This window comes from Acidobacterium sp. S8 (assembly GCF_009765985.1).
In the GTDB taxonomy this organism is placed as follows: domain Bacteria; phylum Acidobacteriota; class Terriglobia; order Terriglobales; family Acidobacteriaceae; genus Alloacidobacterium.
The window spans coordinates 202892-224329 of the sequence record NZ_LMUM01000015.1 but is presented as its reverse complement, the minus strand read 5'-3'; the positions used below and the strand labels follow the sequence as shown (position 1 = coordinate 224329).

The window sequence follows — 21438 nt, the reverse complement described above, 5'->3', positions numbered from 1 at the left end:
TTCGCAAGGTAAACGCAACTTAATTTCTACTCAGGAGCACAGAATGCAGGCAAACGACAGCGCACATAAAAGGCCACCGACACGAGTCACCGTCGCGCCAGATGCAAAGCTGCTGGTAAGCAGGGAAGAGGCCGCCCAGTTACTGTCCATCAGCCAACGCGCATTGGATTACCTGATTGCCAACCGGCGGTTGCCGACCAGAAGGATTGGTGGAAGGGTTCTGATTCCCCTGGCCGATCTGCGAAAGTACGCACGCGGCGATCATCCGGAACGAATAGTTGTATAAGCGCGTATGCGGATGTGCTGTGAAGGGTTGAGCAGCTAAACCGCGGTTGCCAACTTTCGCGCTGCGCCGCGTGCGTTTGATTTTGCGCGGCTCCCTCCTGTGGTTGCGGCCTAGTAGCAAGCGTCGAATATTTCATTATGTCGCACAGGAGAAACGATGTCTTTCATCGTAAAGTGGTTGTTTGACTCTAGGCACCCGACGAACAGCCATTTTCAAAGCAACGATAAACCGTATCTCCGAGTCATTAAGCGGAAGAACCCGCCGCAGCGGCTCTGTCGCTTTTTAAGGCATTAAGGACCCCCAAGTGAAACTTCTCTAATCCCGGTTGTTGGCACTTTCTAATCAACTGCATTGCCCATCGCCGCCGATAAGAGCAAGGTGGAGGCAATATGGTCAATACACGGTTGGCGATTGTGGTAGGTGTACTGGCGTCAAATGCAATGGAGATTTCTCGCGCTATTTGCAGCTGTTTCCAGGTGTTGTCTTCAATAACGATCAGAGCGATGACCTGATTGTGAGGGGTGGCAATCTCATCGAGAATCTCTACATGGTTATACGAAGGCCGTTGTCGGAAGTAACGTTTGGGTTGTCTTCGACAACACAGCGCTTTCGCATGCGTATTCGAACGCTCTCCAACTACAGACTTTGATCGCGAGTGCTAAAGTGCCTGGCGCTCATCAGAGCAATCGCTGCTTCTACGGGAAAAATGAATTTTGATCTTTCAGTAGAGATAATTCATGACCAAAACAGCAATGCGTCCTGGTCATAACTCTCTATGTATTGGTTTTGTATGATTCTGTATGATACCTGCCTTGCTTGAGAGAAAGCGAAGACTCGCGGTTCACACCCTGGAATTTTCGCACGCGTATAGCTCTCTCGACGTTTTGGACGCGAACGGCGGAAGATGTGTTTCATTCAGCCTTCAGATCTATGTCATGGAGGTTGTCTCGTCTGCTCATCTGTTCGGACGTAAAACCCCGGCGAACAAATGCGCGTCCAAGCTTGTGTGTCCAGCCACGAAAGACCATTCCGTTTCCGGAGATAAAAATGATTGATGCGTCCGACGTACTTGTAGAACGGCTCCTCGCGTGGGGCGTTGATACTGTGTTTGGTCTGCCGGGCGATGGCATCAATGGAGTTTTTGAAGCTCTCCGCAAACAGCAGGAGCGGATCCGGTTCATTCATGTTCGTCATGAAGAGGCGGCGGCTTTTATGGCCTGTGCCTACGCGAAGTTCACCGGCAAGCTGGGAGTGTGTATTGCGACTTCCGGTCCGGGAGGCATTCATCTTCTTAACGGGCTGTATGACGCGAAGATGGACCACGCGCCAGTCCTCGCGATTACGGGACTGCAGCATAGTGATCTAATCGGCACCTTTACTCAGCAGGACGTGGCGCTCGATAAGCTTTTCATCGATGTCGCTGTCTATAACGAGCGGATCATGAGCGGCGCGCACATGGAAAGCGTAGCCGATCTAGCGATACGGACAGCACTGTCCCACCGTGGTGTGGCTCACATTACGATTCCGGTGGACGTGCAGGTGCAGGAGATTAAGAAAGGCCGGTCGGAGCGGAACCCTGTTCACCATACATCGGCAGTCCCGGCTTACTTCGAGCAGATACCAGCACGAATCGAGTTGGAGCATGCCGCGGATATTCTCAACCGTGGAAAAAAGATCGCGATTCTGGCTGGTCAAGGCGCATTACACGCCACTCAAGAACTTGAAGAACTCGCAGAGACGCTCGGTGCGCCGATCATCAAAGCGCTTCTCGGTAAAGCTGCGGTGCCGGATGACAGCCCATACACCACGGGTGGAATTGGTCTGCTTGGAACCGAACCTTCGCAAGACGCCATAGAAGGGTGCGACACGTTTCTAATGGTTGGAACATCGTTCCCGTATATCGAATTTCTGCCCGAGCCAGGGTCAGTCAAATGTGTACAGATTGATATCGATCCACAGCGAATCAGTCTTCGTCACCCCGCGGATGTTGGCTTGGTTGGGGATGCGAAGAATACAATCCGCGCACTTCTTCCTCTTCTGGAGAAGCATGATAAGGGCTTTCTTGAGAAAGCTCAGAAGGCCAAAGCAGAGTGGCAGAAGCTCATGGAGGAGCGCGGAACACGTCCGGACAAGCCGATGAAACCTCAGGTAGTGGGCTGGGAGCTGGGGAAGCGTATTCCGTCGAATGCAATTGTTACTTCTGATTCCGGAACGATCACAACCTGGTGGGCGCGTTACGTGCCTGCCTTGCGAGGACAGAAGCATAGCTGTTCGGGAAATCTTGCAACCATGGCATGCGGCCTGCCCTATGCGATCGCCGCGGCGGTCGCATATCCTGAGCGGCCAGTCTATTGCATTATTGGCGATGGTGGGCTAAGCATGCTGCTGGGCGAGCTGATTACCGTCGCAGCGTACAAGCTCAACATCAAGATCATCGTGATCAAGAACAATACTTTGGGACAGATCAAGTGGGAACAGATGGTATTCCTCGGAAATCCTGAATATGCCTGCGATCTCTACCCTGCGGATTTTGTAACGATCGCGCGTGGCGCCGGAATCGAGGCCATCCAGATTGAAGACCCGGCGACCTGCGGCGCTCAACTCGATAGTGTCGTGGGACGTCCCGGTCCTGTTCTGATTGAGGCAGTTGTTGATGAATTCACCCCTCCGATGCCGGCAAAGATCAAGGCATCCCAGGCCCTCAAGCTGGCTGAGGCGTTGATGCGCGGCGAACCGAACCGCATGAAAATAGCGCTGACGAATGCGCATGATAAGGTTCGCGAACTCGTGTAATTACGCAATGAGACGCTTATAACCGCATGCACTGAGGAGCTGTCCTGAGTATGACACTGTCGGAAATTTCCGTAGAGAAGGTGGATGTTTACGCCTATACGATACCGACCGATGCTCCTGAAGGTGACGGCACCTTACGATGGGATTCGACGACGCTTATTGTCTGCGAAATTCATGCAGCCAACCAGTTCGGACTTGGGTACACATACGGCAATAAAGCCACCGCGTTCGTGGCTGATCAGCTTGCAGGCAAATATCTGTTGCATAGGTCGGCGCTAGACATTCCAAGTCTTCATGCATCCATGCTGCAGCAGGTGCGAAACGACGGTAGCCGAGGCATTGCATCCATGGCGATCTCGGCGCTGGACATAGCGCTCTGGGATCTAAAAGCCAAGCTAATAGGTTCTTCTCTCGTCGATCTTTTTGGCACCGCGCATACAAGCGTTGTTGCTTACGGGAGCGGGGGATTCACCACTTACAGCAACCAGCAATTGGCTGCACAGTTGTCCGGCTGGGTCATGGAAGGTTTGAAGAACGTAAAAATGAAAATTGGCGCAGAACCGTCTGCAGATTTGGAGAGGGTTCGCGCCGCTCGCGAAGCGGCGGGACCATCTACGAATCTATTTGTGGACGCGAACGGAGCTTACAACGCACGACAGGCGATTGCTTTTGCGGAGAAGTTCGAGGATTTCAACGTTACATGGTTCGAAGAACCGGTCAGCTCTGATGATCTCAATGGCCTTCGGCGAGTGCGTGATGGTGCTCCAGGCGCTATGGAGATTGCAGCCGGGGAATATGGATACGACTCGTTATATTTTCGCAGGATGCTTGAGGCAGAAGCGGTGGATGTACTGCAACTAGATGCGACGCGGTGCAAAGGATTTACCGGCTTTCTGGAAGGAGCTGCCGTCGCAGCAAGTTTCGGGTGTCCCATGTCCGCGCATTGCGCGCCTTCACTTCACATGCACGTCGGTTGTGTAGTTCCAAAGTTTCGCCACGTCGAGTACTTCCACGATCATGCCCGTATTGAAAAGATGTTTTTCGATGGATTCATTCCACCCAGAGATGGCGAGTTGAAGCCGGATCGATCACGGCTCGGTATGGGTCTCATCTTCAAGCATTGCGATGCGGAGCAATTCGTTACCTGGAGAAATACATGATCTTCGACCTGAGTCAGCCGATCTTCAACAACATGCCGCAATGGCCGAGGTTTGGTCTCACTTCGATGACAATCTCTCATCTCACCGCGAACGATCCGCGAATGTTAAACGGCTGGAGCTGAGGGCGTGACTTTCATTCTGACTACCGCACTGGAGCGGAGTGCGAATCGTAATTTACCCGCTCCGTTTTCTACAGCTGCAACGACAGCGCTCGAGCATCTGCGCGAAGGCTGCTTTCAACGCAGCCTCTGTCTGATCGTTGCCGCGACCAGTGTCGCTAGCGGCCTCGAAGTTGGGTATGAGCATTACAAAGGCAGCTACAGCAATCCGGTGATGTATACGCCGGTAATGCTGAGCGGAGCACTGGCCTGCGCCGGATTGTCAGGAGCTTTCAACCGTCTGGCTGCTCGCACGGTTCTACGTTGGGTGAGCATCGTTACTCTCGCTGATGGCATTGTTGGGTTTTTCTTTCACGTGCGTGGTGTCGCGCGAAAGCCCGGAGGTTGGAGCCTTCCTGTCACGAACATTGTCATGGGGCCACCGATCTTTGCTCCTTTGCTCTTCGGAACGAGCGCCTATCTTGGCCTGATGGCCTCGTATCTGCGGCGGGAGGAAGATCTTCACGATGTGCGAGGACTTCTTGCTTCCTGGCATGAAGGGGGAAACTCCGACTGGAGAAGCGACCTGCGCTATGGAAGATTCCAGAAGCATCTGTCTGCATTGACAGTGTTATGGGCATTCTTCAGCGGCTTTGAAGCACTCTATTCGCATTACAAGACGAACTTTCGCTACAAAGCCCAATGGACACCTGTTTTGTTGACGCCATTGTTGATGGCTTCGGGACTGGGAGCCGTGAAGAGCCGGCGAATCGCGAATACTGTTTTGCCCGCCGTCTCTGCTCTTGCCCTCGCGGATGGAGCTGTCGGGTTTTTCTATCACGCACGCGGCATTGTGCGTCGGCCCGGTGGAGTCAAGAAGCCGCTTTATAACATTCTTTATGGGCCTCCGATCTTTGCCCCGCTGCTGTTCGCGGCCTGCGGATTTCTCGGGATCATGGCCAGTCTGCTGCGCAGGGAGCGAAAATGAGCCGGAAGTCCTTTCCTTATAAAGCAACTGGCGGGGAGCAGCGCGATCTCAGCCAACCGGGATATTACGCCGGATACAGCACTATGGCTCAGAAGAAAAACTGGGAAGAGGCAACGAGAACACTAGTCACCAAACGTGTCGAGCAGACCCTGGCTATCCGCTTCTTTTCGCAAGAGCAGGCGGCACTCCTCGCTGCGGTGGTTGACCGGGTGATGCCCCAGGACGATCGAACCGAGGGACGTACAATTCCGATTCTCTCTATTCTCGACGAACGGCTTCACAAGAACTCACTGAATGGCTTTCGCTATGAAGATATGCCGCCAGATCAGGAGGCATATAAACTCGCGATCCAAGCGATTGAAGAGATGGCGCAGGAACGCTTTCGCGAATCTTTTCCTGATCTCAGCGTGCACCGGCAAGAGCTGATTCTGAAATCCCTGCATGATGGGAAGCCTGAGCCGGAAAATTCGATATGGCAACGGATGCCCGTACATCGCTTCTGGGCGATGCTCATGGAAGACTGCATCACGGCTTATTATTCGCATCCCTGGGCATGGGATGAAATCGGCTTTGGTGGTCCTGCATATCCGCGGGGATACATGCGGCTTGAGAACGGTCTGCCAGAGCCTTGGGAGAAAGACGAACAGCGCTCCGAATGGAATGCTCCCGTCGATTCGCTATCGGAGTTAGAGGAAGATAGTGCGCCTCCTGAACATGGATCGCTGCACGGTCATGGAGGAAGCCACTGATGCCGCACCGCCTCGGCCCAATGCAGACGCTCCCCTCACCGATGCGTCGATTTAAAGAAAATGAGACTGTCGACTATTGCATTGTCGGCGTGGGCAGCGCCGGTGGGGTATTGGTGCAGCGGCTTGCGCGGGCAGGTTTTCGCGTGGTCGGGTTGGAAGCGGGCCCATTCTGGGATACAGAGAAGGATTGGGTCAGCGACGAAAAAGGTTCGTATGAGCTGTACTGGAACGATCTGCGCATCACCGGCGGAACGCACCCTCTTGCACTTGGCGCAAACAACAGCGGCAAAGGAGTCGGGGGCGGTTCCGTTCATTGGGCTGCCTTCGCGCCGCGCTTTCATCCTTCGGATTTTCGCGTGTATTCCGAAGACGGCGTTGGCGTCGATTGGCCCATGTCTTATTGGGACCTGAAGCCCTATTACGAGCTACTGGAGCGTGAAATTCCTGTTGCTGGTCCGGCGTGGTTTCCATGGGGCGATCCGCATGGCCACCCTTATGGCCCCCATCCGCTTGGTGGAGTTGGCGACGTGCTGGTGCGAGGTTGCACAAATCTCGGTATTCGATCAGTTGCTGGCGGACCGGTCGCAATTCTCTCCGCTTCGCATGGCGATCGGCCTCACTGCATCTATCGCGGCTTCTGTATCCAAGGGTGCAAGGTGGGCGCGAAGGCCAGTACGCTCATCACACATGTTCCCGATGCCATTTCTCATGGCGCTGAGATTCGCGCGCATGCGATGGCTTCCCGAGTCAGTCTGCGTGAGGATGGCCGGGTGGACGGTGTCTTCTACTTCGATCGCGAAGGGAAAGAACACTTTCAGCGATCCCGGGCTGTCATCGTCTCCGGATATGCGATTGAGACGCCGAGATTGCTTCTTAACTCCGCATGTCCTGGCCATCGCCACGGTCTCGCGAACTCGAGCGGGACGCTCGGCAAATATCTGATGGCACAGGCCGGCGATGTCGTCGCTGGCCGATTCGAAGAGCTCATTCGACTTTACAAAGCGCCACCCGCGCACGCCCTGAGCGAAGAATTCTACGAAACCGATCCGCGTCGTGGATTCGCCCGCGGCTTTGCAGTTCAGACGGTCGGACCGCTTCCGGTTGCGTTTGCGAAACAGATGGTCGCAGCCATAGGAGCATGGGGTTGGGGTATGCGTCGCGTCATGATGGACTACAACCACTGGGCAACGCTCGGCGTCCTGGGCGAAATCCTTCCGTGGGAGGAAAATCGCGTCGAATTGGCGGAGGAGAAAGACCGACATGGTTTGCCGGTCGCGAAGGTGACCTTCACTCTTCACGACAATGACAAGAAGTTGATTGAGTTTGGAAAAAATAAGGTGATGGAAATTATGTGGGCTGCGGGAGCGAAGCAGGTTGTGCAGGAATCGAGGTTCGCTCACCTGGTAGGTGCCTCGCGGATGGGAAGCGATCCATCCACTTCGGTCGTCGACAAGTTCGGCCGTACGCACGATATTCCGAATCTATTTGTCTGTGATGGCAGCATTTTGCCGACGCAGGGCTCCGCTAATCCTGGTCTCACGATACAGGCTCTCGCCGCACGCACAGCAGATTATCTGATCAAGCAAGGGGACAATATTTTCTTCTCGAATCGTCGAGATCTAACCGAACCGGGCATCCGGTACGATCTCTCCCCGCCTTATACCAAGTTCAAAGGAAACCCCAGGATCGCCTAACGAGCGAGCAGCTTCTTTGCGCAAATCGCGACCCCGATCACTCCGCATCCCAAAAGGAACCAACCACGATGCTTTGATACCTGTGCCTCAAGGCTGAACGGCCGGGACTTCGTATCAAATGGCCCATGCGCTCCGAGCGTAGTTGGAACGGGATGCCACACATTGTTCAGCCGATCGGGAGAGTCTTGCTCCTCGCGCTGCTGCGCATTGTAGCCTGTCTTTCCGAGATAGAAATCCAATATGCCCGGAAAAATCTTTTGCCCCAAGATGGCTTTGACCGTTGACCCGCCGACCCAGTATTCGCGCCGCGGCGATGAGGTGAGAGCGGCGTGCAGAATCACCCTGGCGCCTACTTCGGGTTCGTAAATGGGAGGGACTGGCTGCGGCAAACGCGGAAGCCGGCTCTTTACCCAGGTAAATTGTGGAGTATTCATCGCCGGCATCTGAACGACGATCGCTTTTATGTTGCTGTTGTCGTGAATGAGCTCGCAGCGCAGCGAATCAGTGAAACCGACGATAGCATGTTTAGTGGCGCAATACGCGGATTGCAGAGGTATGCTTCTTACGGCCAAGGCCGATCCAACCTGGATGATTCGGCCTCGATTCCGCGGAAGCATTCGCCTCAATGCGGCAAGCGTGCCATGGACGTATCCAAGATAGTTCACCTCGGTGACGCGTCGGAACTCGGCTGCTTCCATCTCCTTGACCGGGGAGAATACAGAAACCATTGCATTGTTGATCCAGATGTCAATCGGGCCGAGCCGTTCTTCGAAGGACGACGCGGCCGCCTCGCCAGCCTGGTCGTCGCTCACATCAGCCGCATATGTGGCCGCTGTTCCTCCGAGACGTTCAACTTCCACCGCTGTCGCTTCCAGCGCTGATAGATCACGCGAAATCAATCCGACCCGGGCGCCCGTTTTGCCGAATTCATGAGCAATGGCTCGTCCCAATCCGGCTGAAGCTCCCGTGATCACTACATTGAGTGTTTGCGGCATCCTGCGCCTCCACCGTGATGCTTACAATGCGTTAGATGCAGGCGGAGAAGAGCTGGATCGCATCTAAAGTTACCGAAAGCGTTAGGGATAAGTGAGGATAGCCCGCGTGGCTCTTGCGATCGAAGATTATGCGCTGATTGGCGATTGTGAGACAGCGGCGCTTGTAGGAAAGAACGGATCGATCGACTGGTTGTGCTGGCCGGACTTTTCATCTCCAGCCTGTTTCGCCGCGCTTATCGGAACAGATCAGAATGGCAGGTGGCTGCTTGCGCCAAAGGATAGCTGCAAAAGAATTACACGGCGGTATCGCGAACATACGCTGATTCTTGAGACTCGTTTCGAGACGGCGTCAGGCACTCTCCTGGTTACCGATTTCATGCCGTTGCGTGAGACGCATTCAGATATTGTGAGGATCGCAAAGTGTCTCGCGGGCAAAGTGACAGTTCAGATGGAACTCTGTGTTCGTTTCGACTATGGACGCACGATTCCATGGACTGGCGCCCGGGAAAGAAATGCCTGGGCAGCAGCTGCCGGCACCGGTGTCGCTTATCTGCGCACTCAACAACCGATACGAACGAAAAACGAGATTGCCTCAGCCGAGTTCAAGTTGACCCAAGGGGAATACCGATCTTTCGTTCTGACCCATGCCCGAGCTCAAGAGAGTCCTCCGCGTCGAATCAATGTGCGAAAGGCCTTGCAGCAAACGGAACGATTCTGGTCGGAATGGTGCGGCTTAAATACATATGAGGGAGAGTGGCGGGAAGCCGTGGAGCGGTCGCTGATTACGCTCAAGGCGCTTACCTACCGGCCTACGGGTGGTATCGTTGCGGCTCCGACTACCTCTCTGCCTGAACGAATCGGCGGAGACCGAAACTGGGATTATCGTTATTGCTGGCTTCGAGACGCTGCTTTCACACTTGAAACATTACTCTCGGTGGGCTATCACGACGAGGCCCGGGCCTGGCAGGACTGGCTTCTTCAGGCCGTTGGCAGCAATGCAAGAGACCTGCAAATCATGTATGGGATGCGGGGCGAACGACATCTGCCGGAACTCGAGCTTCCATGGCTGCAGGGATATCGAAAGTCCCAGCCGGTGCGGATGGGAAATGATGCTTCGGAACAGCTGCAGCTCGACGTATACGGTGAAATCTCGGATGCGATCATAAGCATGAAACGCGCTGGTATACGTCTGGATCAACGAATTTTCCGTTTGCAACGCGACCTCATGGAATACGTCGCATCTATCTGGCATCTTCCTGCGTCCGGACTTTGGGAACAACGAAATCAGAAGAAGCATTACATCTATTCAAAGGCTATGGCGTGGCTCACTCTTCATCACGGGGTAGAAATCACGAACGAAAAAAAGTCTAAAGAATGGAAAGTGGCGAGCGAACGTTTGCATCGACAGATATGCAGGAGAGGATTCAACCGGAAGTTAGGAAGTTTTGTGCAGGCCTTCGATGCGAATGTCCTGGACGCCTCGGTGTTGCTTCTGCCGATCTCTGGCTTTCTTCCGTTCAACGATGAGCGTGTCAAGAGCACGATGGATGTCATTCAGAAGAAACTAAGCAAAGATGGATTCATTTATCGTCTTTCGCCAAATTCTCGCAAAGGTCGCGAATCGGCCTTCATAGCTTGTTCTTTCTGGATGGTTCAAAATCTCAGCGGAGCCGGACGCTGGGGTGATGCAGAGAGACTTTTTGAAAAATTGATCAGTCTGCGGAATGATGTGGGCTTATTGTCCGAGGAGTACGATCCGGATCACGGCCGATTCATGGGAAACTTTCCGCAGGCCCTATCTCATATCGCGCTCATTAATGCTGCCAGGATGCTAACTGCTCATTAGGTATTTCTCTGGCGCCGGAATGAATGCATAGGTTTCCAGTGCTGCTCCGTTCGACAATGGCGGGTCCTATTGCTGTGGTAATCCCAGCAATAGATCTGCCGACGTCGTTTTGTCACCCATTAGCTAACGTGAATGATAGGACGGTGCTGGGGGTCAGCAATGGCGCGTCTTAAGACTTCATGGACCAGCGGAGCTATGTCTCCTTCGCCGAGAAAAATGAAACCCAGGATATTAGCGACAGGATTGCCCTCTTTCCACTTGAAGTAGGCGTGCGATAGCTTTCCGGTATGCTCTTCCAGATGAATGAGCAGGGCGGCGATCGAGTTCGCTACTACGGGACTCTTCGCATAGAGAAGACGATTGTTTCCCAATTTGCATCCGTCGATCCAGAGCGTTTGCTGAAAGTCGGAAGCATCAGTACGCTCGACCTCAAGAAATAGAGGCATTCATCGGCCGCCAGGCCATATCGCGTGCGAACGAACTTTCCTATCCGTTCGAGCTGCGAAGACTTGGTCATTAACGATCGTTTTTGGGATTATGAGCAATAAGGCGTATCAGTTGATCTTCGTCTTCCGCCAAAAGACATACCGCCTCCGGCGAAAGCTCTACTTTAAGAATACGAACCTGGCGATCCAGGCACCTGTTTTGCGATGAAGCTGGCGAAGGACGCAGATCCATGTCGATACTAGCGCAACCAAGCGGCGTGCAGATAATTATCCTGGTGTTGAACGCGAATGACAGTTCAAGGGTACCCCGATGCCAGCAGTACGTTAATTATCTTGGCGGGGCATACGACTTTATATTCAGCGTTACAGTGCGAGCGGAATCAGGTCCGATCTCAAGATCATTTTGTCATGAGTCAAAAGGCGAATGCCTTCAACAATCGCGGTAGCACCGATAATTCTGTCCTGCGGATCGCTCGGGTAGGATTTTGGAAATTGAACAGAACGAACCGCAATCTCCTGAGTGATTGCGAGAACCTGCACATAAGAAGCGCATTTTTTGACAAAGGAATCGACGCTCACATCGATGTTTATTCTCTTGTTCTCCGCCAGCCATGCAATTTCCCACAGGCTGATGGCAGAAAGAGCAAGCGGCCCGGATTTGCGGGCCGCTAGAATCGCTTTCTTTGCTTTTGGTGAGAGGTTTTCGGGAGCGATCAGGAGCCAGATAAGAATATGTGTATCGAGAAGAATCACTCCACTCCCCAATCTTTGGCCGGAACAGTGTTCTCAATATCGCCCACAATTCTGGCGATGCCTGCCAAAGCTCCGAAGATCTCGTCCTCCCCTTCGTTTGCTGGAACCAACTTCACTACAGGCTTGCCATGCTTGGTGATCACAACGGCGCGACCGCTTTGCGACACCTGATCCATCACAGCTAGACATTGAGCCTTGAATTGTGCGGCAGCCATTTTTTGCATGACAACCTCCTGGCTAATATGACCAGAATAATATGACCTCTTTGTTTGGTCAAGCCTGTCGGTTTCGCGCGTTCGGAATGCCACCGACAGCTCATTCGGTCTTTGTAGTGATACACATTCACTGAGCCACATCAGTAGCGGCAGACAGGGACACTTGGCTTGAAGTATCGCGGGCAGCCCTCATTACCCATATTGCTGCAAACAGGAGCAGCGACATGCACGAGAGGCTCATGCCAATACCCCAGGCTGTCTTAAAGTAGCCGACGAAGAGGATGCCAATGCTGCCTGCGATTGTGCCGGAGAGATTATAGAGACCGTAGGCCGTGGCCCATCTGTCGCTTGGTAACCGGCTGCTGAAGATCGGCATGGAATTGACTTCGAGCGACCCTCTGGCAAACGAATAGAGCAGAAGGTTCGCACTGAGAACCTGTACAGACGATAGAAAGCCGACGGCAAGCATCGTCGGAGCCATGAAGGTCAGCGCGGCGATCTGCACCGAGATTCGACCATTCGCATCTTTCTTTGCAAAGCGGTCGGCGAGCAGCCCGCCAAAAAGGCCCCCTGCAATCGCCGGAATATAGGTTATGAGCGCCAGGATGAAGCCTGCCCGGGTAAGGCTCATGTGGAAACGTTCGTAAAAATAAGTTGGTAGCCACGATCCTGACGGCCAACTGCTCAGCGACAAAGCGAAGGCCATGAAGATAAGGCACGCGCTGGCGCGATTGTGCAGAACGCCCGCCATCTTCCCAAGAACAGAGATTTTTGGAGATAGGTCATCCGTATTTGTATCTATTTGTGTTGTTGCGGCGTTTCCGGTCGGAAGCAAAATCCAAAGAACAAGGCACAGCAAGAAGCCGAAGACTCCAAGAAGGTAGAAGCCGATCCTCCATGAGAAGTGCTCGGCCATGAATCCGCTGTAGAAACCGCCGAGCCCTGCACCCGCTGGTAGTCCGGTAAGAACGAGCGCATTTGCCAGTGACCGCGTCGAATTGGAATGAAAGCTAGCAATGTGCGCAACGGCGGCCGGGAGAAATAATGCTTCTGAGATACCGAGCAGAACGCGCAGTGTGAGGAGCTGTATCTGACTTTGCGCTGTTCCATTCGCCAGCGTGACAGCGCTGAAAATGAGAAGACTGCAGAGGATCACCGGCTTACGTGGGAAACGGTCACCTAAATATCCACCCAGTGGTGAGCAAAGTCCATACATCCAGAGGAAGACTGACCCGAGCATCGCCAGCGAAACATTTGACAGGTGCATCTCTCGCTGAAGTATAGGAAAGATGGCAAAGACCGCCATCCGGTCCATGTAATTCAGGCATGCCACCATCCAGAGCAATGCAACGACGAGCCATTTGCTGTACCGATTCGACATTGCAGCCGCCTCGTCTGAGAGTTTAGAAGACCGAGCCAGAAGCTGGCTGCCGTCATTGCCAAAGGGTGCTGTTTGCTCCAGATGTATTGAGCTTGATACTCCAGATTGAGTTGCTCGCTCCAATGAAAAGAGTCTGGTTATCTGACATGCCAAACGAACAATTTGCCGCTACCTGTGGTGTAAGAATCTTGCCCAGCAGATTCCCATGCTGATCGAAGACCTGCACGCCGTCTCCCGTGGTCACGTAAAGATTCCCGTCTACATCCAGCCTGAAGCCATCGGGTACCCACGGCTCGATCACGGTAAAGAGCCTGGGATTGGCAAGCGCGGTGCCTTCATTTACCACGTTAAAGGCCATCAATTGATGTGGCCGAAATTCTCCGTGCGTGCGCCCGGTATCTCCCACATAGAGCACCGATTCGTCCGGAGAGAACGCCAAGCCATTGGGCTTATCGAAATCCTCGGACACAACGCTTATTTCGCCTGTATCAGGTACGACTCGATAGACACGATTTCGATCTTGCTCCGGCTTGTCGCCGTGGCCAAAATCAGGAACAAGAAAGCCGTAATCCGGATCGGTAAACCAGATACTTCCGTCCGACCTCACGATGACATCGTTAGGGGAGGTCAATCGCCTGCCCTGGTAGCGATCTGCGATGGTGGTCAACGATCCGTCCAGCTCTTCGCGCACAACCGAGCGGCCACGCGTTAAGCACGAGATGACGCGACCCTCTCGGTCAACGGTGTTTCCATTCGCCGTGGCCGCTGGTTGGCGAAAGATCCCCATCCCGTGCTGTGGCGACCACTTTACGATCCGGTCATTCAAGAAGTCGCTGACGATCAAACAGTTCTGACGTTCAACCCAGCAAACGCCCTCGGCAAATTTTAAGTCTGAAGAAAGAAGAGTGAGCTCGGGCGAAGGGCCTAAGATTCTCTGAAACTCATCAGACAAAATTTCAAATGACTTTTCCATCTTCAACCATTTCACTAGAAGTCGCGGAAGAAACCCCCGGCGCTCCATCCACCGTCTACGCAGAGCGTCTGACCCGTAATGTAGCTGCTGTCCGGAGCCACAAAGAAGAGCACTGCATTGGCCATTTCCTGTACGGTTCCCGCTCGTCCAAGAGGCACGTGGCTCAGTAGGCGATTAGCGCGGTCTTTTTCCGCCGCGTTATTGCTATAGAAGAGTTGCTGGGTGCCTTCCGTCAAAGTAGATCCAGGCGCAACACAGTTAACCAGAATTCCGTATTCGCCCAGCTCGATTGCTAACGTGCGCGTGAGGTGGACAACACCGGCCTTGGCTGAGGTGAAGGCACACTGCAAACGCGCTGGAATGACGCCCAACACGGAAGAGATGTTGACGATACGGCCCTCACGCTGCTGCATCATGATGCGTGAGGCTGCACGGCTGACAAGATAGGTGCCAGTGAGATCGATCTTGACGATCCGTTCCCACTCATCAAGCGGAAATTGGTCAATGTTCACGCGGTATTTTGCAGTGTTAACACCGGCATTGTTAACCAGGATATCGACACGTCCAAATTCCTTCACTACTTCGGTCATCGCAGACTCGACGCTCGATTCGCTACTGATATCCACGGCTATGGGTAGTGAACCAGGTACTTTAGCAGCCGTCTTTTTTGCGGTTTCGAAATCAACATCTGCATATGCAACGCGTGCCCCATTGGCAGCAAGCGTGTTAGCGATCGCTTCACCAATGCCGCGAGCGGCACCGGTAACTAGTGCAAATTTACCTTCCAGCTTTACTCTCAAAGAATTTTCCTTCAGTCAAAAGTTGTTATGCAGCCGGACGCCGGGGTCGATCTGCGAGCAGGGCTGCGTAGATCGTCCGCGGCGGCCTGTAAGGCTGCCTCCCATGCGAGACCAGCTTATTATCGATGAGAAGCACATCGCCTCTTTGCCAATCAAAAAGGACCATCTCTTCCGCAATTACACTCCGAATCGTGTCGAGGTCCTTCTCGGATATCTCGGAACCATCTGCAAATGTCGAGTGATAATAAAAACGATCACGAATGAATGGCTCCATTACCCTGGCTTTCATTCGCTCAAGTGCACTGGGGCCAAGCCATGCGGATGTCCACGGAGCGACAGATTTGTGTAGCAGATGCGCTTGATTGAACCAGATTTTTTCGCCGGTCACTCGGTGCTTTTTCACTACAGGTGACGGACCGTGTGTCACTTCCAGGCCGCCATCCTTTCCCCATGACATGGGCCATCCATTTTTCTTGGCAATGCGTTCCATCTCTGCCTGATCCGAGGTACCGAACGCCGTCGTCCACGTTACCTCAAAGCCGTAGCGCTTGTGCGTAGGTAGCTTTCGATGGAGGATGAGTCCGCCTTTGCTTTCGAACCGCTCCACCAATTCAGGGGGAAGTCTTCTATACACCGCTCGCATGTCAGCAATGGGTGTCGTGCCTCCTCCGCCGGGCGCAGTTGCGCAAAAGAACATTACCTTATCCGGCGTTGGATCGGGAAATTCCTCAGTCGGAGCCAAGTAGCTCATCTCCTGATGTAAACCGATCACGACGTGGCGTGGTGCATCGGTGGAGGTGACAATCTTTCCAGTAACGGCGCTGCGCGGGGTGGTGCCGCCTGAGTAGTCCAGAAGTTCCGGAGCCATCCTCTGAGCTATTCCGGCAAAATCTTCGGCAGTGCGGATGGCCGTGAATCCACGGAACAGGATTGCTCCAACGCGGTGAAGCTGTTCTTCTCGCCACGGCGTGGTTTCTGTAATCCAATCGAGAAGCTCGTTCAATGGTGTGTGGGCGGATTCAGGGTGCGCCTCAATCAGAAAGGGCAGCTGACGTTCTTTTCCGGCCACGTCTATCAAAGTAGGATGAGTCACCGCAATCTTCGAAGTCACGATCTCTACCTTCCAGTAGCCAAAAGTTTCGAACAACCACTTTTCTAAAGAGGCTATGCAGGAGTCAAGAAATTTCGGTCTATTGAACACAGAATAGCCAGTGTTTTCTGAAGGCCTGTAGATCTAGTTTCTAGATGAGTTAATGACTCAATCCCAGTTCATCTACGATCACACGCTCGATCTGTCGAGCAATCTGTTGTCCGCCCGCATCGGATGGATGAACTTTGTCCGAGGTGAGAACGCCGCTTTGGTTTACGATGGAGAATGATTTCCAAGCATCGCCGAGGTCGAGATATCCGACCTTGTAGTGCTCGGCAGTCTGGCGCGCTAGCTCACTGTATTGCGATTGAGATAAGCCTGATGGATTACGCATCGTGTCGCTCAACACTTGATACTGGCTGACAACGAGGATCGATGTCTTCGGAGAGCTTTTGTGCAGGTCCTCGATGATCGTCGAGAGGCCCTGCCTGTAAGCATCGAGTGAAAGATCATGCGCAAAGTCATTGATGCCGAGGGCGATGATTACGAGGCCGACATTTGGGATCGCATGCACGAAGGCCAGCTTGTCTGAGCTATTGTAAAATGTCGTTGTCGCACCTCCTACTGCAAGATTGTCGACGGCAATGCCGGCCTGTACAGTCTGCCATTCAGCAGCGTAAAGATAAGCGTTGCCACTACCGGCTTTCACCGTAGCCTTGTGATCTCCCAGCGATCCGTGAAAAACGCGAGTCCGTTTTGCGACGCAGGCACTTGAGCTATCGCCGCCGAAGCTGCCAGCTGACACTCCGTCTACTTCTACTGTGAAAGCGGCACTGTCCGGGCATGACGCCCAATAGATCCAGAGGCTGTCGCCAGTCTGGCCGGAGAGGGACGCCTCTACATGCGGATTGAGACGCACGGTGCCACCATTTGCCGGAATCGTTCCGCCTCTGCCGATATTGGGCTGAAATGGTCCGATGGACGAATTGAATGTGTATGGCTCGGATATGTGCCAGACGTCGGTATCGAAGCGCCCGGCATTCGCTTCCAGCGTAAGCAGGCCGGTGCCGTTAGATCTGCCCGGCGCGGTGGCTCCAAGAGCCGTCAGCAGTTGATTTGGCCAGAGATTGACGCGTTTTTCTGGGCCATATCCCACGCCATTGGTCTGGTCAACGTGTGCGGTGCTATCGCTTAACACTACAACGTGCACGGGCGCCGTTTTCGAATTGCGAAAGGCGTCGATCCATCCCTTGGCCCAATCCGTCTGTTGTCCTGCGGCCATTCCAGCGAGCAAAAGTAACGCGAGTGTATTGATCATTCGATTTTTGTTATGAGCAGCACTATCTGCGCGTGAATCGTGGCATTGCCTGATTCAGCGTGCTGAAGTCTGCCTATAGACAACATCTGCGGCACAACGACTGTAAATAACCGTTCATTAGGCTGAACGAGTTGTAGATCATTCTTGTTCAAATACTTTCCCCTGTTTCTGAAGCTTAGAATTGAAAATTATGTCAATCGCGCAACTCTCGATCTCTGAACTGGATAAATCGCTGGTATCGAAGGAATTTCTCTATGACCCGTATCCGATTCTGAATCGGCTGCGTGAAGAAGACCCCGTGCATTGGAGCGATTCAATTGGTGGTTGGATCGTCACCCGATACGACGATATCATCACTACTTTTCGCGATGTCTGCCGCTATTCAAATGAGGGACGCCTCGCGCGTGCGGTGGAATACCTACCTGCTGAAACGCGTGCAAAATTCAAACCCTTTGAAGATCATTACCGCACAAAAGGGCTCCTGCATTCCGATCCGCCCGATCATACGCGGCTCCGTTCGTTGGTAACTAAGGCTCTCACGGTAACGGTGGTAGAGGCGATGCGGCCACGCATCCAGCAGATCGTGAATGAGGCGCTCGACAGGGTACAAGATAAACGCGAGATGGACATCATCGCGGATCTCGCGATCGTTCTACCATTCAGCGTACTTGCAGAGATACTAGGGACTCCTGCTGCCGATCAACATTTGTTCAAGAAGTGGGCCGACTCGCTCCTGGCATTCCAGGGAGTCAACAAGCCAGGCGAGCACATCCTCGATCGCTCTCAGACTGCGCTGATTGAGATCAAGGCTTACCTGTCGCAACTGGTGGTAGAGAGGCGACGTCAACCACGCGAGGATCTCATAACCAAGCTGGTGTTAGCGGAGTCGGAGGGGGAGCGGCTTTCCGAGCCAGAGTTGTTGAACACCTGCATCACCCTCCTGGTTGCCGGCCATGAAACAACTACTTCACTGATTGGAAATGGTCTGTATCTGTTGTTACGCCACCACGACCAGTGGCAGCACCTGAAGAACGACTCGTCGTTGCTCGGAACAGCGATCGAAGAGATTCTTCGTTACGAAAGCCCGGTGGCCAGGCAGCCTCGCTTGATGAAAGAAGATACGGAACTGGGTGGAAGGCCGATTCAAGCGGGGCAGATGGTCTTTCAAATGCTTAATTCCGCGAATCGCGACCCGGCTTATTTCAGCGATCCTGACTGCTTCGACATTCAACGGCAGAAGAGCCGACATATCGCCTTCGGCAACGGAATTCATTTCTGCGTCGGCGCTGCCCTTGCCCGGGCTGAAGCGCAGGTCGTATTCCGCACAGTGATCGAAAGAATGCCGGAACTTCAGCTGAAAGACGAACGTCCGGATTGGGACATAGAGAAGCCAAATTCGAGGATGCTACACACTCTCGCGGTGACATTTTAAGCTCAAGCTGTATGGGCTCTAGCCCTGGCAGCGGCGCGAAAAGGCTCTTTTTTGAAGTGTTCAATATGTTGAACGACTTTTGCGAGCTGAACCATCGGGGCTAACGCGCCAAAAAAGGCTTCACAAAACTCGCAGGATGAACAACTAACTCGTTCTCTTTAAACCTCTTTTCTGATTCCAATTGCCCTCCGAAAATATCGACTCGAGTACCTTTAGGCTGGGCGTTGCCTGCAATCTTAGAAGTACTTCCCCTCATCGCCGGAATCATTTGACGACCGACTTTTAGTGGTGCTATGGTTCGCCCATTGAACCAATTGTGTAGTTAGGGACTTAGATTAAGAGGCGAATCAAATGTCAGCAGCAACAGAGCCCATTTCTTCAGGGCTAGCATCTTCTTCCAACCGTGCTCTGCCAGCAGGAACAGTGGCATCTTCAGTCACTCCATTTTCTCCAGACGGAAAGATTGAATTCGATCGAATTAAGCCGCATGTCGACTGGCTTATTCAGGAAGGCGCGCAGGGCCTCTCTCCGCTCGGCAGCTCCGGTGAATTCACAGCTTTAGAGCTTGAGGATCGCAAACGCGTTCTTGAGGCAGTGATCCGCGCGAATGATTCGCGTCTTCCTGTATGGGCGGGCACACATCATTACAGCACGCGCGCAACGATTGAACTGTCCAAACATGCCGAAGCCGCCGGTGCCAATGCTCTTCTCATTGTGCCGCCCTACTATATGGCCCCCTCGCCCGAGCAGACGATGGATCATTATCGGCGGATTGCCGAGGCGGTAGATATACCCATAGTTCTTTACCACAATATTCCTCTCACCTGCGTCGATCTCAAGACCGACCAGCTACTCACTTTGTTTGATGAGGGCGCCATTGCGGCAGTAAAAATGTCCAATCCGGAAGCGGATCGCATCTGCGAGCTTCTTCAGGACTCGAACGGAGCGCTCAAGGTTTATTGCGGAATCGACTCCGTTGCATTTGAAGGACTTTCCCACGGTGCGCACGGATGGATTTCAGGTATTCCCAGCATCGTTCCACGAGCAGCGCAGACACTCTATGAGACTTTGGCAATAAAACGTGACCTGATCGAAGCGCGGAAGCAATGGGTGCCGCTCTCCAGGCTGATGCGACTGCAATTTGCGGCGTATTCGAAAAAAGGAGAGGGTCCGCACTGGTTCAGCGTAATGAAGACAACCCTAAATCTGATAGGCCCCCCTGTAGGTGAGCCGGAGTTGCCGGTTCAGCCTTTAGACGGCCGCTACCATGCCGAACTCATCTCCTTGCTCACGGCCCTTGGTTACAAGATCAACGATAAATCGAACAGCTAGAACTGTGAGTTTCGAATCTCAGGGAGACAACATATGTGCCCAGTAACGAGCGAGCTTAGCGTAAGAACGACAGTCAAAACCAGAGATAGCCGACACTTTCGTTTACCAGCAGTCGATCGAGCCATGAATCTCCTAGAACTACTCGCAGTATCGCGCAATGGGCTCACACTCTCTGAGCTGAGCCGGAAGCTTGAGATCCCCAAAAGTACGGCGCACTATTTGATCTATACCCTTTCGACTAGAGGATACGTACAGAGAATGACAAATGGACGGCATTCGCTGGGTTTGAGTCTGACAGGGATTGCCAGTCAGTCCAGGGCTGAGGTAGATCTAAGTGCGTTGACGATACCTTATCTGCGAGAAGTAGCCGCGAGAGTGAACCTGACGGCTACAGCTGCCATTATGAAGGGTGCTGAGGCCGTCATTATTGGAAGAGCGAATGCCTTTCAGGATGTCGGAGGAGGCGCATGGGTAGGCAGGCATCTCGACCTGCACTGCACGGCTCAAGGAAAGGCGCTGCTATCGGGTTGCTCGAATGAAGAACTGAATCGGCTCTTCCTGCGAAGAGAACTGGCGCAATACACCTCCAAAACTACCATCTCTCTTGATGCACTGAAGGCGCAGCTGGCAGAGGTTCGGGTACGAGGATATGCGATCAACGATGAAGAGCAGGTTCATGGGGTAAGAGCGGTTGCCGCTCCGATCCTGGATCCGCTGGGAAATGTGATGACCTGCATCTCGGTCCGCGGATCGCTCGATAAGATTCCTCATACCCGGTTTGCTGAGCTGGGCAAGGAAATGATTCGGGCCGCTCGTGATATCGCGTTGCAGATATCGGGATACTGAATATAGATAAGGCGAAACGGTCAATCACACAGTTCACGACTGTAGTCTTATGTTCTATACCGTGAACTGCGACTTGACGATGGAGTGCGATTAAATAAAACTTCAGCGCATATGGTGCTGGTGGCCTTTGTCATCGTGTACGACAGCCTCTATGTCAAAAGCTATCTCTCGACATACACCATTCCGAACACTGTGTCCGGAAAATGCACTGATTTCTCCCCGTCTTTTGAAAGCGCACGCGTC

General features: G+C 53.3%; 20 protein-coding genes and 1 pseudogene. 12 read left to right on the top strand and 9 right to left on the bottom strand.

From position 1 onward, the window contains the following. The first annotated feature begins 43 nt into the window (after positions 1-43). The 7 genes from GSQ86_RS04855 (at position 44) to GSQ86_RS04825 (ending at position 7768) form a co-directional block, all read left to right on the top strand. Positions 44-286, top strand: coding sequence for a helix-turn-helix domain-containing protein (locus tag GSQ86_RS04855; RefSeq protein ID WP_158748822.1), 243 nt, complete (start codon positions 44-46; stop codon positions 284-286). A gap of 460 nt (positions 287-746) precedes the next feature. Further along, positions 747-935: a hypothetical protein gene (locus GSQ86_RS04850; RefSeq protein WP_158748821.1), complete on the top strand. Its 189-nt coding sequence runs from the start codon at positions 747-749 to the stop codon at positions 933-935. A gap of 398 nt (positions 936-1333) precedes the next feature. Further along, on the top strand, positions 1334-3079 hold the full coding sequence (locus GSQ86_RS04845) for a thiamine pyrophosphate-dependent enzyme (protein ID WP_158748820.1): 1746 nt from the start codon (positions 1334-1336) through the stop codon (positions 3077-3079). Between the two features lie 50 nt (positions 3080-3129). Next, entirely contained in the window at positions 3130-4239 is a 1110-nt protein-coding gene (locus tag GSQ86_RS04840; protein WP_158748819.1) for an enolase C-terminal domain-like protein, read from the top strand. A 126-nt stretch (positions 4240-4365) separates the two neighbouring features. Continuing rightward, complete coding sequence (locus GSQ86_RS04835; protein ID WP_254062153.1) at positions 4366-5325, top strand: hypothetical protein; 960 nt, start codon at positions 4366-4368, stop codon at positions 5323-5325. Continuing rightward, on the top strand, positions 5322-6074 hold the full coding sequence (locus GSQ86_RS04830; protein ID WP_158748818.1) for a gluconate 2-dehydrogenase subunit 3 family protein: 753 nt from the start codon (positions 5322-5324) through the stop codon (positions 6072-6074). Before GSQ86_RS04835 ends, GSQ86_RS04830 begins: the two co-directional genes overlap by 4 nt. Next, entirely contained in the window at positions 6074-7768 is a 1695-nt protein-coding gene (locus GSQ86_RS04825) for a GMC family oxidoreductase (RefSeq protein ID WP_254062152.1), read from the top strand. The genes GSQ86_RS04830 and GSQ86_RS04825 overlap by 1 nt, the downstream gene beginning before the upstream one ends. Here the strand turns inward: GSQ86_RS04825 and GSQ86_RS04820 are convergent. Then, positions 7765-8763, bottom strand: a complete 999-nt coding sequence (locus GSQ86_RS04820) for an SDR family oxidoreductase (RefSeq protein WP_158748817.1) — start codon at positions 8761-8763, stop codon at positions 7765-7767. The two genes, GSQ86_RS04825 and GSQ86_RS04820, sit on opposite strands and share 4 nt — an antisense overlap. Before the next feature lie 106 nt (positions 8764-8869). Here GSQ86_RS04820 and GSQ86_RS04815 point away from each other — a divergent pair, with 106 nt between their 5' ends. Further along, the gene (locus tag GSQ86_RS04815) at positions 8870-10609 is read left to right on the top strand and encodes a glycoside hydrolase family 15 protein (RefSeq protein WP_158748816.1); all 1740 of its coding nucleotides are present in this window, start codon (positions 8870-8872) and stop codon (positions 10607-10609) included. 119 nt (positions 10610-10728) lie between these two features. On the opposite strand, the gene GSQ86_RS04810 is transcribed toward GSQ86_RS04815, so the two are convergent. The 8 genes from GSQ86_RS04810 to GSQ86_RS04775 all read right to left on the bottom strand — a co-directional run bounded on the left by GSQ86_RS04810 (position 10729) and on the right by GSQ86_RS04775 (position 17585). Further along, positions 10729-11055 carry a hypothetical protein gene (locus tag GSQ86_RS04810; protein WP_158748815.1) on the bottom strand — a complete coding sequence of 109 codons (327 nt, stop codon included), beginning with the start codon at positions 11053-11055 and terminating at the stop codon, positions 10729-10731. Positions 11056-11418: 363 nt separating this feature from the next. Next, positions 11419-11808 carry a type II toxin-antitoxin system VapC family toxin gene (locus GSQ86_RS04805; protein WP_158748814.1) on the bottom strand — a complete coding sequence of 130 codons (390 nt, stop codon included), beginning with the start codon at positions 11806-11808 and terminating at the stop codon, positions 11419-11421. Then, positions 11805-12032 carry a type II toxin-antitoxin system Phd/YefM family antitoxin gene (locus GSQ86_RS04800; RefSeq protein ID WP_158748813.1) on the bottom strand — a complete coding sequence of 76 codons (228 nt, stop codon included), beginning with the start codon at positions 12030-12032 and terminating at the stop codon, positions 11805-11807. Before GSQ86_RS04800 ends, GSQ86_RS04805 begins: the two co-directional genes overlap by 4 nt. A gap of 118 nt (positions 12033-12150) precedes the next feature. Then, positions 12151-13404, bottom strand: a complete 1254-nt coding sequence (locus tag GSQ86_RS04795) for an MFS transporter (RefSeq protein WP_158748812.1) — start codon at positions 13402-13404, stop codon at positions 12151-12153. 52 nt (positions 13405-13456) lie between these two features. Then, positions 13457-14377 carry an SMP-30/gluconolactonase/LRE family protein gene (locus GSQ86_RS04790; RefSeq protein WP_158748811.1) on the bottom strand — a complete coding sequence of 307 codons (921 nt, stop codon included), beginning with the start codon at positions 14375-14377 and terminating at the stop codon, positions 13457-13459. Between the two features lie 14 nt (positions 14378-14391). Further along, positions 14392-15177, bottom strand: coding sequence for an SDR family NAD(P)-dependent oxidoreductase (locus GSQ86_RS04785; protein ID WP_158748810.1), 786 nt, complete (start codon positions 15175-15177; stop codon positions 14392-14394). Positions 15178-15202: 25 nt separating this feature from the next. Then, positions 15203-16324, bottom strand: coding sequence for a TauD/TfdA family dioxygenase (locus tag GSQ86_RS04780; RefSeq protein WP_158748809.1), 1122 nt, complete (start codon positions 16322-16324; stop codon positions 15203-15205). A 103-nt stretch (positions 16325-16427) separates the two neighbouring features. Continuing rightward, positions 16428-17585, bottom strand: coding sequence for an SGNH/GDSL hydrolase family protein (locus GSQ86_RS04775; protein WP_158748808.1), 1158 nt, complete (start codon positions 17583-17585; stop codon positions 16428-16430). 190 nt (positions 17586-17775) lie between these two features. On the opposite strand from GSQ86_RS04775, the gene GSQ86_RS04770 reads away from it, so the two are divergent. The 4 genes and pseudogenes from GSQ86_RS04770 (at position 17776) to GSQ86_RS04760 (ending at position 21195) form a co-directional block, all read left to right on the top strand. Beyond that, complete coding sequence (locus tag GSQ86_RS04770; protein ID WP_158748807.1) at positions 17776-19017, top strand: cytochrome P450; 1242 nt, start codon at positions 17776-17778, stop codon at positions 19015-19017. 423 nt (positions 19018-19440) lie between these two features. Further along, positions 19441-20349, top strand: coding sequence for a dihydrodipicolinate synthase family protein (locus GSQ86_RS04765; protein ID WP_158748806.1), 909 nt, complete (start codon positions 19441-19443; stop codon positions 20347-20349). Positions 20350-20382: 33 nt separating this feature from the next. After that, positions 20383-20595: pseudogene (locus tag GSQ86_RS23800) on the top strand (helix-turn-helix domain-containing protein); the annotation flags it as partial. A gap of 12 nt (positions 20596-20607) precedes the next feature. After that, on the top strand, positions 20608-21195 hold the full coding sequence (locus GSQ86_RS04760) for an IclR family transcriptional regulator (protein WP_254062150.1): 588 nt from the start codon (positions 20608-20610) through the stop codon (positions 21193-21195). The last annotated feature ends 243 nt before the right edge of the window (positions 21196-21438 follow it).